The following is a 14046-nucleotide window of genomic DNA, read 5'->3' as shown; positions in this document are numbered from 1 at the left end:
GCGGGGCGGAGGGGCTTTCCCTTCGATTATTCATTCTTCTTGATGGTCAGCTCCGGGGCGATAACGTCGACCCGATTCGTCCAAATGCCGCCGCTGTAGCCTTCCGGCAGTCGCTCCAAATCCGATACGGAGTCGAACCCTTCCGACCAGCCGCCATCCCCGGCGACGAGGATGACCCGTGTATTGATGCTGTCCATCCGGTTCAGGAATTTATCCGGCCATCCCCACAGGTAACGGGCGTATTTCTCCGGGATATGCAGCTGGGTGTTGCGGCAGACCGATGGGAGGTAACCGCTCCAGCCGGCTCCGGCGTAGGATGCCAGACAGCTCTTCAGCGTGCCCATCGACATGACGCGTAGGGAGGGGAGCTGTGATTTTAATGCTTGGATCGGTTCGTCATCCCCATATACGGTCAGCTGGCTGAGACGCTTCATCGGCAGTCCGGACAGATACTCTGCCAGGAGTTTTCCCTCTTCGGGGTCGGTGCTTTTGATATGGATCAGGAATGAACCGTCAGGAAATGCCTCTAATACCTCGTCTAACGACGGAATCAGCCCGACTCCTTTTCCCCGAAAAGGATATGTGGCTCCCTGATCGGCGGTGTAACCATACCCGATGTCTATGTTTTTTAGCTGCTCCATGGTATAATCCTTGACCGAGCCCTCCACGTTGGTGCGGCATTCCAGGATCCAGTCGTGGAACACGGCGAACTGTCCGTCCTTGGTTGGCTTGATATCCAACTCGACGATATCGGCGCCTGCTTCGAATGCGGCTTTCATGGACGGGATGGTGTTCTCCAGGTAAGCATGCTCCGGCACATAGATGCGGGAGGCGGTGCAAGTGTCAGCTTGAATGCCTTCCATCGAGAAGGTTTGGCCAAGCCCCCGATGCGCCAGCAGCAGCGGCTCGGCGTCACGGTCTTTGGTGAACAGGGATGTATTATTAACAAACAGAAATACAAACAACACGAGAAAAAACAGTATGATTTTCTTCCATCTTTTTAGTTTTCGCATGATCCAATCCCCCAAAATCGTATACAATATGCAGTAGTAGATTTATATTTATCTCTATCTAAGTTCTCTATATTAAATCCTTCTTCCATAAATCTTAGTGATTTTGGGCGCATACTCAATAGCTGGATCATAACAATTGCATAATAGCGAACTGATAAACACAATGAGCAGCATATAAGAACGGGAGGGAGCATGATGGACAAATCCTCCTTTTTGATGGTGGAGCGGGGGAATCCCTACGAACGTGGGGACGTTATAGCTTTGACCAAACCCATAACGGTGCTTGGCCGCAAGGGCCAGCATTTTGATCCGGATATCGCGTTTGATAATATCTTTGTGTCCCGGCGGCATGCAGCGCTGCTGTATCGAAACGGGAAGTTCAGCATTAAGGATCTGAACAGCAAGCATGGTACCTTCGTCAATCAGGAACGGTTGGCTCCCCATGACGAAATTCCCCTCCAGCATGGAGATACCATTGTACTCGCTGGAGATCTGATCGTGTTGTCCTTCTCCATCCTCAGCATGGATGAGACGATGGACATTACACCGCTTATCAAACAGCTGGCTGCAGTCGAGGCTTCAGGCGGGCTTAGGTTGAATCCGTTCAAGCAGGAGCTGGTATACGGCGAGGATGTGTACGCTTTTTCGGAAAAAGAGTACAAATGCATGGAGCTGCTGATCAACCACCAAGGGCAGTTTGTGTCCAAGGATCAGCTCAAGGCATACGTTTGGCCCGAGCGAAGCTACGGAACGGATGAAGTGCCCGATGTGAGCTCGGAGGAGTTGAATGCACTGATTTATCGGGTCCGTAAGAAGACGAGAGACGTTCTGGACATTGAGAGCATCCGTGGAAAAGGTTATATTTTGCAGACGCAAGCCGATGGCTAAACGTGATTGTGAGAGCTCAAATGAAACAAAGATGAATACACACCAGACAAGCTCTTCCTCATGGGCAGGAAGGGCTTTCTTCATTTTGCATTGCATTTTATAGAGCGGATGAGAGGGGATTGGCAATCGTTATCGAAGTTGTAAAGCGTGGAAGTTTCGAAACGACAATCGGAAAGGGATGAACAGGGGAGCATGAACAATGAGCATGGACAGCATAACAGCATTGCGGTCAACCAGCTAGGCTATCGCAGCCAGGATGCCAAGGTTGCCGTCATTGCCGGTCAGGGTGGACGGTTTCATATCGTCCATGCGTTGAATGGCGAGGTGGTTTGGCAGGGCCATACATCACCCGCCATCGAGGATGTGGCCAGCGGGCAGACGGTAAGCCGGGGGGATTTCACCGCATGGGCAGTGCCCGGCACGTATCGAATTGAGACGGAATATGGGCAAGCGTCGATGCCTTTTGTCATAGCTGACGAGGTATACGAGGATGCGCATCGCGCATTGTTGAAAGCGTTTTATTATTTCCGCTGCGGGACGAAACTGGATGAGCTGCATGCCGGACCCTGGCAACACGGAGCCTGTCATCTTACGCCCGCCATCGTCCATGGAGACGAATCGCGGCAGGTGGATGCCTGGGGAGGATGGCATGATGCCGGTGACTATGGCAAGTATGTCGTTCCCGGTGCCAAAGCGGTAGCCGACCTGCTACTGGCTTTTGAGTTTAATCCAGAGGCGTTCTCGCAGCAGCTGCCACTGCCGGAAAGCGACGGCCGCATGCCGGATGTGCTTCATGAATGCCGGTATGAGCTGGAATGGATGCAGCGTTTGCAGGAGGAGGAATCGGGAGGTGTGTTCCATAAACTCACGACCCTGCGGTTTCCGGCGGGAGATGTTATGCCGGAGGACGATACGGCTCCGCTGTATCTGTCACCGATCTCTGCAACGGCAACCGGTTGTTTTGCCGGAGTCATGGCGATGTCATCGCGGATCTATTCCCCCTATGATGAAGCCTTCGCCGCAAGCTGTCTGCAGGTAGCAGAACGTGCTTGGACATGGCTGGAGGCGCATCCCAACATGCCGGGATTCCGCAATCCGCCAGATATCGCTACAGGTGAATACGGCGACGGCCAGGATGCGGATGAACGGTACTGGGCCGCGGCAGAGTTATACCGCGCAACGGGCGAGGCGCGGTACCATGAGGCTTTTCAAGCATTAGCCAGGCAGGACTCATTCGGGAAATACGAATTGGGTTGGGCGGACATGGGCGGCTATGGAACCTTCGCCTATCTGATGTCGGAGCGGGAAGAGGAGCCCGCACTGGCACGGGAACTGATGGCGGGTCTGCTTCAGCGTGCGGATGAACTTGCCGCTGTCAGTGATCGGGACGGTTATGGGATCTCGCTGCTGCCGGATCAATATATTTGGGGCAGCAATATGGTGGTATTGAATCACGCGATGCTTCTGCTGGTGGCGGGAAGACTGTCAGGTTCCGAAGATTATGATCGGCATGTTCACGAGCATATCCACTATGTGTTCGGGGCTAACGTCACGGGGATGAGTTATGTGACCGGGTATGGGACAAAGCCCATCCTGCACCCCCATCATCGTCCTTCCGAAGGCGATGGCGTGGAGGAGCCGGTGCCGGGCCTCGTCTCCGGCGGACCGAACAAGGGGCTTCACGATGACTATGCGCGTGAGCACTTGGCAGGCAAGGCGCCCGCAGCATCTTTTGCCGATGTGATGGAGAGCTATTCTACCAACGAGGTGGCCATCTATTGGAACTCGCCGGCTGTGTTCGTGTTATCTCATTTTGTATAGAAGAATAAAGGATGCTGAAGCAAAAGAAGCGCCGAGAGATGCTCGACGTTTCTTTTTTGTATCGGCCGTTCATGGCTAGCGTCTTGATCGCCCCTTCACCAGCGGATGCAGCATCGTGGCAACAATGCCTGAGATGATGCCAACCACCGTACCCGTCACGACGCTGCTGATGAAGGCGAAGGCTCTGGTCAGAAAGCTGCCCGCTGTTGCGGGTAGATCCGCCAGATTGCCGCCCAGAGCCGGCGGCGTTTCGAATGTCACATTCCACAAGAGCTGATGGGTAATGCCCAAGAGCAATCCATAGACGGCGCCGATGACCATTAAGGGAACAAAAGGATGTTTAACGCTATGCCGCTTACCAAGAACATAAAGAATCCAGACGATCGGGGGAATAAAGACAAGCAGCCGATTGATGAACCCGTGGGGATCAACCCATTGTAAATCATGGGCAATGACACGGGGTACACCGAGCAAAGCTAACAGCATGATAGTGAACATCGATAGTCCGATGTGGTTTCTTGCTTGTGTGTTCATTTGGTGGGAAAACCTCCATCGTTTAAGTTCGGATTCACAATGTTATCCGTTATGAGGTTTAGTTTACCGAAGGATTGTTGTGAACTTATGACGGAGATGTACGTGACCCGAGAAATTACCACGCTTCGGCTTGAAAGTTTGGAATATTGAGGATCAATGGACAGGCTTGCCCTACGAATGAAACCGCGGTGCGGCGGTATTTTCATAAAAACGACATGATCCTTTTAAAAGTTGTCAACAATATTCTTGACGAAACCCGCTTTTCCTTTCGTTGAGCCTTTTGCCAGGCTGACTTAACATAGAGATGTCAGATGAAAGCGACACACAACTACATTCCGTTTTATTTTCAAATATGACTAGGAGGTCTATACGATGTCCAACGAGACAAATACAAACGCTTCCAAAGGCATTCGCTTAAAGGTACAGCAGCTCGGCCGTCTCCTAAGCGGTATGGTGATGCCGAATATCGGTGCGTTTATTGCTTGGGGTCTGATTACGGCTCTGTTCATCCCGACCGGTTGGTTCCCGAATGAGAATCTGGGAGCGCTGGTTGACCCGATGATCAAGTACCTGCTCCCGCTCTTGATCGGTTACACGGGCGGGCAGATGATCCATGGCAAGCGCGGTGCGGTGATCGGTGCGGTTACCACGGTCGGCGTTATCGTCGGGGCGGAGATTCCGATGTTCCTCGGCGCGATGATCGTCGGTCCGCTGGCTGCATGGGTATTAAAGCAGTTCGACAAGCTGATTGAAGGCAAAATCAAATCCGGCTTCGAAATGTTGGTGAATAACTTCTCGCTCGGGATCATTGGCGGCGCGCTGACATTGGTTGCATACACCGGAATCGGGCCGCTTGTACAAGGGATTACCCAAGCGTTGTCAGCCGGTGTTGACGTATTGGTCAATGCGAATCTGCTGCCGCTGGTCAACATTATCGTTGAGCCTGCAAAAGTATTGTTCCTTAACAATGCGATCAACCACGGGATCTTCAGTCCGATCGCCACAGAGGAGTCGGCGCGGATCGGTCAGTCGGTCCTGTATATGCTGGAGTCGAATCCTGGCCCGGGACTGGGCATTCTTCTCGCCTATTGGTTCTTCGGACGCGGCTCTGCCAAGTCTTCCGCACCGGGGGCAGTTGTCATTCACTTCCTGGGCGGTATTCATGAGATCTACTTCCCGTATATTCTGATGAAGCCGGTTCTGATCTTGGCTGCCATCGCGGGTGGCGTTGCCGGAACATTCACCTTCCAGATTCTTGGTGCCGGTTTGGTGGGCCCAGCGTCGCCGGGCAGCATCATTGCTTACTTCGCCATGGCGCCTAAAGGCGGCTTGATATCGGTCCTGGCCGGTGTTCTTGTTGCAACGATTGTCTCCTTTGCTGTAGCGGCATTACTGCTCAAAACAGGCAAAAAGACCGACGAAGAGCCGAATCTTGAAGAAGCTTCCGCCAAGATGAGAGAAATGAAAACCGGCGGCATGAATGATCAGGTCGCTCCTGCTTCGGCGGCTGTAGCTAATCTGGACAAAGAGAATGTGAACAAAATCGTGTTTGCTTGCGATGCCGGCATGGGCTCCAGTGCGATGGGCGCTTCGGTATTAAGAAAGAAATTGCAGCAGGCGGGCGTCGATATTACGGTTGTGAACTCGGCGGTAAGTGAAATACCCGATGACGCGGATATCGTCATTACCCAGAAGACACTCACCGAGCGGGCCATCGCGAAGAATCCGAACGCGGAGCATATCTCCATCGACAACTTCTTGAAGAGTCCGAGATATGATGAGCTGGTGGAACGACTCAAAGACTAACATAAGCCTAAAACCATATGACACGCTGGCGTAGCAACGCCGGCGTTGTCTTTCATTTCATGAAGAAGGGGGCCATGCGTCTGAGACACATCACTGCCCGCCAACGACAAATCCTTCTGCTCCTGATGAGCAGGAACGAGGGCATGACGGCTGCAGAAATAGCCGCTGAGGTCGGGGTCAGCGTCAGGACGGTTCACCGGGAAATGGAGGAGATTGAGAAGGAATTGCAGGGCACAGGCGTTCTGCTTCATAAAAAGTCGGGCACGGGCATCCGGCTGGAAGAGGAGACGCCTGAGGACATGGCTCAGCTGCGGAAACGCCTGCTTACAGGGAAGCCGGCCGATTATTCCGTGGAGGAGCGCAAAATCCTCATGCTCTGCGCCCTGCTTGAGGCGAATGAACCCGTCAAACTGTTTGCTTTGGCCCATAGTTTAAAGGTCACCGTGCCGACCATCAGTAATGACCTGGATGAGCTGGAGCCATGGATGAAGCGGTTTAACCTTACCCTAATTCGCCGGAGAGGCTATGGTATCGAGATTGAAGGATCGGAAGGCGTAAGGCGGTCGGCGATTTGTCGGCTTGTCGAGGAATATTTGGATTACTCCGATCTTGTCGGGGATGGATATGGGAATCATAACGAGCCGGTGACCGCACGTCTGCTCTCCATGATTGATAAACCAGTGCTGCTGGATGTAGAGAAATGTTTATGGGATATGAACTGGGATTGGACGGAGGGGCTTAGCGAAGGTGCATATACCGCGATGCTCATAGCGTTATCGGTTTCCGTAAACAGGATCAAGCAGGGGCGGAGCATTGAGACAACGGATATTACGGCATATGGTAAATCCTCCTCGTCGGTGGAGGAGGCACAGGATTTTGCGAGTCGTCTAGGCCAAATCTTGAAGATAGATATTCACGATCCTGAAATGAAATATATTGCTCATTTATTCGAATCAGCGAAGGACATGTCCGAGATCAGCGAACTGGCTCACACGGATGTAGAGATGGTGGAAATCGCTCAGCGTCTTATCGAACGGGTTCAGGGGCGCACAGGCATTCCGTTCCAGGAAGACCGCACGCTGCGGGCAGGTCTGGTGGAGCACATCGGGGCTGCCATGAAACGGATTCGGGAAGGGACCCGGATCCGGAATCCCTTGCTGAGCCCGATTCGGAAGGATTATGAGGAGCTGTTCGGAATCGTCCGTCGTTCAGTTGATGACATGAAGCTGGACATGATGGTCCCGGATGAAGAAATCGGGTTTCTGGTTATGCATTTCGGTGCTTCCAGCGAACGGCTGAACCAGCTGGGACATCATCTGAAGGCCATCCTGGTATGTTCCAGCGGTCTTAGCTCCTCTAGGCTTCTCGGGACCCGGCTGAATAAGGAGATGCCGCAGATTGAGGTGCTCGGCAACGTCTCGTGGTATGAAGCGGCCCGGATACCGAAGGAGCAATATGACCTTATTATTTCGACTATTGATCTTCCGCTGCCGAAGGATCGGTATGTGAGATTAAGTCCGCTGCTCACGGCGGATGATAAAGAGGCGCTGCTGCAATTTATCCAGAGCACATCCCTGAAAACGGCTGCGGGCATGGCTGCCAGTAAGCGCATCGAGGAAGAGCGTAAGGTTGCATCATTCGAGCGTCTGCGCATGCAGGCAGCCCTGATGAACGAGATTGTATCGCTACTGGATGGCTTTCATGTGTACCACCTGGATAATCGGCAGGATGATTTGCAGGGCACCTTGAGCGAAGCTTTGACTAAGGTGGTTGAGCGCGGGGCTGTTCGTGATGCGGAGAAGGTGAAGGAGCGTTTGCTTGAGCGCGAACGGATGGGTACCCAGCTCATTCCGGATACGACGCTGGCCTTGTTCCATACGCGCAGCCGCCATATTACCTGGCCGTCGCTAACCTTGTTCCGGCTGACGCATCGAGCGCCGCTGGAGGACGGGGCGGAGGCGGGTGTCATACTGCTGATGCTGGCACCGAAGCAGCTTCCGAAGGAGAGCTTGGAGGTGCTCAGTGAAATTAGCGCCATGCTGCTTCACTCCGAGCTGATTGAGCTGATGGAGCGGGGCAGCGAGGAAGAAATCCGATCCTATTTAGCAGAAGAGCTTCAGCATTTTTTCAATCACAGACCATAGAAAGAAGGAGACCAACATGAGTAACATACTGTCCAAAGATAAAGTCGTACTGAACGCAAAGGCTGATAGCAAGAGCGAAGCCATCCGCATGGCGGGGAATCTGCTAGTGCAGGCAGGCCATGTATCCGAAGATTACGTAGATAAAATGCTGGAACGCGAAGAGATTGCCTCCACTTATATGGGCGGAGGACTCGCGATTCCCCACGGCACCAAAGAGGCTAAAGGCATGGTAATCTCAACGGGACTGTCCATCGTTCGCTTCCCGGAAGGGGTAGATTTCGGAGGAGATGAGCCGGCGTTTATTGTCATTGGTATCGCGGCTGCCGGTGGTGACCACATGGAGATTCTGACGAATGTGGCTATGATCTTCACGGACGATGAGAGCATTGAGAAGGTGATGAACGCTTCCAGCGAAGAGGAGATTCTGGCCATCTTCGAAGGAGGAATGGGCGCATGAAAGCAGTCCATTTTGGAGCAGGGAACATCGGACGCGGTTTTATAGGGCTCTTGCTGTCACAAGCCGGTTACGAGGTTTGTTTTATCGACGTGAACGAAGAGTTGGTGTCGGAGCTGAAAGTGCGCGGGGAGTATCCCGTAACCTTGGCCAGCGAAGGACAGGAGACCACGATCGTTAAAGGCATCACGGCACTCCATAGCGCCTCGGAGCCGGAAGCTGCTGCACGTGCAGTAGCGGAAGCGGATCTCGTGACAACAGCGGTAGGCGTGAACATACTGAAGTTCATCGCCGGTACCATTGCCGAGGGGCTGAAGCTCCGGCTGCAAGCGGAGTCGGCCGCCCCCCTTCATATTATTGCATGCGAGAATGCCATCGGCGGCAGCACGCAGCTGAAAGAGCACGTCTACGGGAAACTTGATGATGAGACGAAGCAGAAGGCTGATCAGCGGGTTGCTTTTCCGGATGCGGCCGTAGACCGGATTGTGCCGCTGCAGCAGCATGAGGACCGTCTGAAGGTCGTGGTGGAGCCGTTCTATGAGTGGGCGGTGGACCGCTCGCAGATGTTTAAGGACTATATCCCTGTGGAGGGCATTCACTATGTGGATCGCCTGGAGCCGTATATTGAACGGAAGCTGTTCACGGTAAATACCGGACACTGCTCAGCAGCGTACGTGGGCTTTCTTAAGGGCTACGAGACGATCCAGGACGCCATGAAGGACGAAGAGGTAGCGAGTCATGTCCGCGCGGTACTGGAGGAGACGGGAGCTGCGCTCGTGCATAAACACGGCTTTAATCCTTCCGAGCATGGAGCGTATATCGATACCATTCTGGAGCGGTTCCGCAATCCGGCGCTGACCGACGAGGTGTCCCGCGTCGGCCGCTCCCCGATCCGGAAGCTGTCCCCGGGCGACCGTCTGGTGTCGCCAGCCATGCTGGCTTTCGAAAGCGGGCTTGCGTACAAGAGCTTGGCGAAATCCATGGCAGCGGCTCTGATGTTCGATGTTCCGGAAGATCCGGAGAGTGTGGAGCTGCAAGCATCCGTCCGGGATATCGGTGCAAGCGACACGGCTTCCCAATATACCGGAATTGCCGGTGAGCATCCGATCATGGGTGAGCTGATGGAGCAGTATGATGCGATGAAGGCTGATATCGAAGCGGGTTCGTAAGGTATTGGCGGTGAATATCATAGCCGACGGATGCATGTGCCGATAGGCGCGGCATTCCATCTATCATGCATAGCCCCTGGTTCTCCTTGCGGAGAAATCAGGGGCTATTATGGTTCTCTTTAGGGTATATAACGATCTTGATTTGTTCAAAATAATCCATCATATATAACTGTCCAAGTGGTTCAATTCGGGTAGCGGCCCGCCAGTGGTTTTAACTACCAAATATTCCATCCATCGATTTTCAGAAAGTTTTCGCTTATTTTCGAAATAAAGAGTACACTAGAAGTAAGAAATTAAAAAGTGGATGTGATGAACATGGCAGAAGAACTGATCTTGACCCAGGAGGGCTATGATAAACTCCAGGAAGAACTTGATGACCTCAAGTATGTGAAACGCAAAGAGTTAGCGGAACGGATCAAGCTCGCGATCAGCTATGGTGACTTGAAGGAGAATAGCGAGTACCATTCGGCCAAGAACGACCAGGCGTTTATGGAAACGCGCATCATCATCCTGGAAAAAACACTCAACAACGCCCGGATTGTCGACGCCAATCAAGTGAGCTCGAAAACGGTGAATGTTGGTTCGAATGTCGTTCTGAACGACATCGAGTTTGCGGAGAAGCTTGAATATCAAGTCGTAGGACCGGCAGAAGCAGACGTATTGAACAATAAAGTCTCCTATGAAAGTCCACTTGGTAAAGCGCTAATGGGCAAAGCAGTAGGCGATCAGGTCAACGTGGATGCGCCGATGGGTATCGTTAAGTACGAGCTGCTGGAGATCAAAGCTCTGTAATCGCAGAAGAATCAACGAAAATATAAATATAAGGCGTAACCGGGGTGCAATGGCCGGTTACGCCTTTTCAACATGGTTCGTGCCTCGTGTGGCAACGAGAGTTTTGTATCTATCGGGACAGACTAAGCATTAACCGTTACGGCCTTGCGTTCATACATATAACAAGCTGCTCCCAGAATGAAGGCGAGTCCCACCAAACCAGCGCCCACCCAAGGCAGGGCCGTTAAGCTTAGATGGGTAATGACCAACCCTCCGATAAAGGCCCCTGCTGCATTTCCGAGATTGCCCGCAGAGTGGGTTGCCGTAGAGGCGAGAGCGGGAGCGGACTGGGCCAGACTCATGACTCGCACCTGCATTCCCGGCATAACGGCGAAAGAGGCAGCTCCCCACAACACGATGGTCAGCACGGCGGTGACCGGGTTATGGATCGTCACGGTGAGGATGGTCAGAATGACAGCTGTCGCAAAATAAACACCCAGAATGGAGGGCAGCAGCTTCCAGTCGGCCAGCCTGCCGCCGATGATATTACCGACGGTTACGCCGATACCGAACAGGATCAGAATCCAGGTGACGCTCGGTTCGGCAAAGCCGGTGATCTTAATCAGCAGCGGCGCGATATAAGTGAAGACGGCGAACAGGCCGGCGTTGCCAAGCGCCCCAATCAGCAGGAAGAGAAGGAGTTGTGGCCTGATAAGGGCTGTAATTTGCTGCGTGATGCTTGACGCTTGTTCCTGCCGTAGCTTCGGAATGAAGATCAGGATGCCGATCAATGCCAACACCCCCATAACGGCAATTGCGGCGAATGAAGCGCGCCAGCCCATCGTCTGGCCGATGAAGGTGCCGATCGGAACTCCGATGATATTGGCTATCGTTAATCCGGCCATCATGACGGATACCGCCCCGGCACGCTTGTCCGGCCGCACGAGGTTCGAAGCAATGACGGCTCCCACGCCGAAGAAAGTACCGTGCGTCAGCGCGGTCAGCATTCGGGCACCCATAAGAACGGCATAGCTCGGAGCAAAGACCGAAATGCCGTTACCCAGAATAAATAGGCCCATGAGCAGCAGGAGCAGCTTTTTTTGCGGTATTTGGTGGGTTAGAACCGTTAGAATAGGGGCTCCTACGGCTACCCCAAGGGCGTACATTGTAATCAGCTGCCCGGCCGATGCAATGCTGACATTCAGGTCATCTGCAACATTCGGGAGTATTCCCATGATGACAAATTCCGTCATGCCAATAGCAAAAGCGCCAACGGTTAAAGACAGTATAGAGATGGGAAAGGGCTCTTTGGCGCTTTGTTTCCCAGTGGCGTGCTGCGATAGTTCCATGGTGTTCAAGTCAACCTTTCTGCTGTGTTTATTAATGGTATATCCCAATCTTCATTATCGGATTTAAAGAGGGACTGTTACATATTATTTAATGTTGCCGGAGGATAATCAAGAACTTTATTTTTTTGGGAAAATGGGAACCCTGAAGAGGAAGCCTCTGTTAAGGGAAGCTTGTCCATGATGCAAGAGCAGCTCGAGAGCGCCGCAGGGGCACTCTCTTGATGAGCAGGTGGATCACCGGGGTCATTGATCGTACCTGCTGACTTCAGCCCTTGATGATGATAAGGGTTAGTAACAGGTAAACGACTCGATCCTTCTTAAATCGAATCCCGAGAAGACCCATCTTCTTCCCGTCCATCGGAAACCGGCGACTGAGGTGCGGCCGACGAAGGTCGGAAAAAACCAGAAGCCAGGCCCAAATCTCGGCCAAATATAGGTGAAGCGAAACAAACATCCTGTGATCGCTCCCGGGTCAACGGCAAAGACACTGGCCAAAGGTTGTTGGGGGATCGTGGTTGGAGGTGGGGATAAGGGTCCTTGCTGTGGTCCCTGAGGTCCTTGCGGCGGCATAAATGCCATATTGGGTTCACTCCTTAATCGGGTTTATATAGGTTGGCAATTGCTCTTGAAGCTGCAAACTAAGGCAAGCATGGATACAGTCCCCAAATTCTAGGTATACAGCAGCGTAATGACAAGCAATTCGAAGAGAACTAAGGGGAGAATGACATTATTATAGTAACCGGGACCGAAGCCGCGCTGGTTTTCGTACCCGGACAGACTCAAGTACAGAACTCCCTTCTCGCAATGCATGATCGTTCCTTCAAAAACATCACCGTCGAGCGTTTCGACACGAACCAGCTGATTCGCATGCTGCCCGCATAGATGGTGAATATGATCGCGAACCGATTTGATGTTGTGCGTCATGTTGGGTTCGGCTTGATATAAGGTTTGTTCCTGGTGTCCGGAATGTTGAATGCTCATATAAAAAAGACCCCCATCGTTATTAGTCATACCTAGTTTCCATCCTATGCGGATGCCCAGAGAAGGGTGATTTTGAATTTCCCGCATGGGCAAATTAGCAGATTAGTGATACGATTTAGATCAATATATGATTGAGGAAGTGAGCGTTAGTCGTGATCAATATAACCATTCCCAAGGTGGACGTTACCATTACCAAGCAGGCTGCTCCGGAGTTGAGCCACATTTACGGATTTACAGATTTTCACCTGATTCCAAGAGATCGGGGCGGGATCTTCATGTTCTACAACAGCAAGGAGGAGCTCCTGTTCGTTGGCAAAGCAAGAAAGCTCAGACCGCGGATCAAGAAGCATTTCGAAGATAGCGTCTCTCCGATCAAGGAGCATCGGGATGAGGTTACAAGAATCGAGGTCTGCGTCATTGAAGACGCCGTTCACAGAGAGATCTATGAGACCTATATCATTAATGAATTCAAGGCCAAATATAATATAGACAAGGTGTTCTTTAAGTAAGGAAGGATAAATGACAAGAAGCAATAGACGTGGTCGAGTAAAAGACCCGCGTTTATTGCTTTTTTTTGTGTTGTGAAAAAAAATCAAAAAATAACTTAAATATTCCTTTACAGGAATATTCCTATCGTGGTATATTGTTATCAGGAAATACGGCACACCAATAAATCAGCAAAAAAAAGAGGTGATGATGGTGACGTGGACAGAGAGAACTGACAATCACCGTACACGCTATAGCAGCGGGTCTGTACCCGTCATCACTACAAGATGGAACTAACAACATTTAACGCTTTGGCCGAACCGAACCGTTTTCGTATTGTGAGTCTCCTGCTGAAGGGTTCTTTAACGGTAGGAGAAATCGCTGAACGTCTTGACATTCGGCAGCCACAAGCCTCCAAGCATCTGAAGGTGCTGCTGGAAGCCGGCTTGGTAGAGGTAAGGGCGGAGGCCAACCGGCGGAGCTACAAGCTGCGGTCGGAGCCGTTTCAGGAATTGGACCATTGGCTTGATAATTACCGGAGCATATGGAACGAGCGCTTTGACAACTTGGATAAATACTTGGAGACACTGCAATCGGAAGGAACAGGTAAGAAACAGGATTAACACCTAA

General features: G+C 52.1%; 13 protein-coding genes. 9 read left to right on the top strand and 4 right to left on the bottom strand.

The window, feature by feature from the left end; translation table 11 throughout:
• Positions 1–26: 26 nt before the first annotated feature.
• Complete coding sequence (locus BJP58_RS18925; RefSeq protein WP_194540146.1) at positions 27–1013, bottom strand: glycerophosphodiester phosphodiesterase family protein; 987 nt, start codon at positions 1011–1013, stop codon at positions 27–29.
• A gap of 192 nt (positions 1014–1205) precedes the next feature.
• On the opposite strand from BJP58_RS18925, the gene BJP58_RS18920 reads away from it, so the two are divergent.
• Both BJP58_RS18920 and BJP58_RS18915 read left to right on the top strand, forming a co-directional pair.
• Positions 1206–1901, top strand: coding sequence for an FHA domain-containing protein (locus BJP58_RS18920; RefSeq protein ID WP_233354691.1), 696 nt, complete (start codon positions 1206–1208; stop codon positions 1899–1901).
• A gap of 147 nt (positions 1902–2048) precedes the next feature.
• Complete coding sequence (locus BJP58_RS18915; RefSeq protein ID WP_336245424.1) at positions 2049–3722, top strand: glycoside hydrolase family 9 protein; 1674 nt, start codon at positions 2049–2051, stop codon at positions 3720–3722.
• A 75-nt stretch (positions 3723–3797) separates the two neighbouring features.
• Here the strand turns inward: BJP58_RS18915 and BJP58_RS18910 are convergent, their stop codons facing one another.
• A complete protein-coding gene (locus tag BJP58_RS18910) occupies positions 3798–4256 on the bottom strand; it encodes a hypothetical protein (protein ID WP_194540145.1) in 459 nt (152 codons plus the stop codon).
• 372 nt (positions 4257–4628) lie between these two features.
• On the opposite strand from BJP58_RS18910, the gene BJP58_RS18905 reads away from it, so the two are divergent.
• The 5 genes from BJP58_RS18905 (at position 4629) to greA (ending at position 10621) form a co-directional block, all read left to right on the top strand.
• The gene (locus BJP58_RS18905) at positions 4629–6062 is read left to right on the top strand and encodes a PTS mannitol transporter subunit IIBC (RefSeq protein WP_194540144.1); all 1434 of its coding nucleotides are present in this window, start codon (positions 4629–4631) and stop codon (positions 6060–6062) included.
• A 74-nt stretch (positions 6063–6136) separates the two neighbouring features.
• Positions 6137–8206: a BglG family transcription antiterminator gene (locus BJP58_RS18900; RefSeq protein ID WP_194544988.1), complete on the top strand. Its 2070-nt coding sequence runs from the start codon at positions 6137–6139 to the stop codon at positions 8204–8206.
• 16 nt (positions 8207–8222) lie between these two features.
• Positions 8223–8663, top strand: a complete 441-nt coding sequence (locus BJP58_RS18895) for a PTS mannitol transporter subunit IIA (protein ID WP_071220559.1) — start codon at positions 8223–8225, stop codon at positions 8661–8663.
• Positions 8660–9829, top strand: coding sequence for a mannitol-1-phosphate 5-dehydrogenase (locus tag BJP58_RS18890; RefSeq protein ID WP_194540143.1), 1170 nt, complete (start codon positions 8660–8662; stop codon positions 9827–9829). Before BJP58_RS18895 ends, BJP58_RS18890 begins: the two co-directional genes overlap by 4 nt.
• Positions 9830–10144: 315 nt before the next feature.
• Entirely contained in the window at positions 10145–10621 is a 477-nt protein-coding gene (greA, locus tag BJP58_RS18885; protein WP_071220557.1) for a transcription elongation factor GreA, read from the top strand.
• Positions 10622–10743: 122 nt separating this feature from the next.
• Here the strand turns inward: greA and BJP58_RS18880 are convergent, their stop codons facing one another.
• Entirely contained in the window at positions 10744–11949 is a 1206-nt protein-coding gene (locus BJP58_RS18880; RefSeq protein ID WP_194544987.1) for an MFS transporter, read from the bottom strand.
• A gap of 669 nt (positions 11950–12618) precedes the next feature.
• On the bottom strand, positions 12619–12930 hold the full coding sequence (locus BJP58_RS18875) for a hypothetical protein (protein ID WP_194540142.1): 312 nt from the start codon (positions 12928–12930) through the stop codon (positions 12619–12621).
• Positions 12931–13082: 152 nt separating this feature from the next.
• Between BJP58_RS18875 and BJP58_RS18870 the strand changes: the two genes are divergently transcribed.
• Together BJP58_RS18870 and BJP58_RS18865 are read left to right on the top strand one after the other, a co-directional pair.
• Positions 13083–13439: a nucleotide excision repair endonuclease gene (locus BJP58_RS18870; protein ID WP_194540141.1), complete on the top strand. Its 357-nt coding sequence runs from the start codon at positions 13083–13085 to the stop codon at positions 13437–13439.
• A 264-nt stretch (positions 13440–13703) separates the two neighbouring features.
• Positions 13704–14039, top strand: coding sequence for an ArsR/SmtB family transcription factor (locus BJP58_RS18865; protein ID WP_194540140.1), 336 nt, complete (start codon positions 13704–13706; stop codon positions 14037–14039).
• Positions 14040–14046: the final 7 nt, after the last annotated feature.

This window comes from Paenibacillus sp. JZ16, from assembly GCF_015326965.1.
Taxonomy (GTDB): Bacteria; Bacillota; Bacilli; order Paenibacillales; family Paenibacillaceae; genus Paenibacillus_AQ.
Note: the sequence above shows the minus strand (reverse complement) of the source record. Positions and strands in the feature narration are given on the sequence as shown.

Bases quoted from the DNA above. Each gene is read 5' to 3' on its own strand.
- BJP58_RS18925 (WP_194540146.1), bottom strand. From the start codon at position 1,013: ATGCGAAAACTAAAAAGATGGAAGAAAATCATACTGTTTTTTCTCGTG.
- BJP58_RS18920 (WP_233354691.1), top strand. From the start codon at position 1,206: ATGATGGACAAATCCTCCTTTTTGATGGTGGAGCGGGGGAATCCCTAC.
- BJP58_RS18910 (WP_194540145.1), bottom strand. From the start codon at position 4,256: ATGAACACACAAGCAAGAAACCACATCGGACTATCGATGTTCACTATC.
- BJP58_RS18905 (WP_194540144.1), top strand. From the start codon at position 4,629: ATGTCCAACGAGACAAATACAAACGCTTCCAAAGGCATTCGCTTAAAG.
- BJP58_RS18900 (WP_194544988.1), top strand. From the start codon at position 6,137: ATGCGTCTGAGACACATCACTGCCCGCCAACGACAAATCCTTCTGCTC.
- BJP58_RS18895 (WP_071220559.1), top strand. From the start codon at position 8,223: ATGAGTAACATACTGTCCAAAGATAAAGTCGTACTGAACGCAAAGGCT.
- BJP58_RS18890 (WP_194540143.1), top strand. From the start codon at position 8,660: ATGAAAGCAGTCCATTTTGGAGCAGGGAACATCGGACGCGGTTTTATA.
- greA (WP_071220557.1), top strand. From the start codon at position 10,145: ATGGCAGAAGAACTGATCTTGACCCAGGAGGGCTATGATAAACTCCAG.
- BJP58_RS18880 (WP_194544987.1), bottom strand. From the start codon at position 11,949: ATGGAACTATCGCAGCACGCCACTGGGAAACAAAGCGCCAAAGAGCCC.
- BJP58_RS18875 (WP_194540142.1), bottom strand. From the start codon at position 12,930: ATGAGCATTCAACATTCCGGACACCAGGAACAAACCTTATATCAAGCC.
- BJP58_RS18865 (WP_194540140.1), top strand. From the start codon at position 13,704: ATGGAACTAACAACATTTAACGCTTTGGCCGAACCGAACCGTTTTCGT.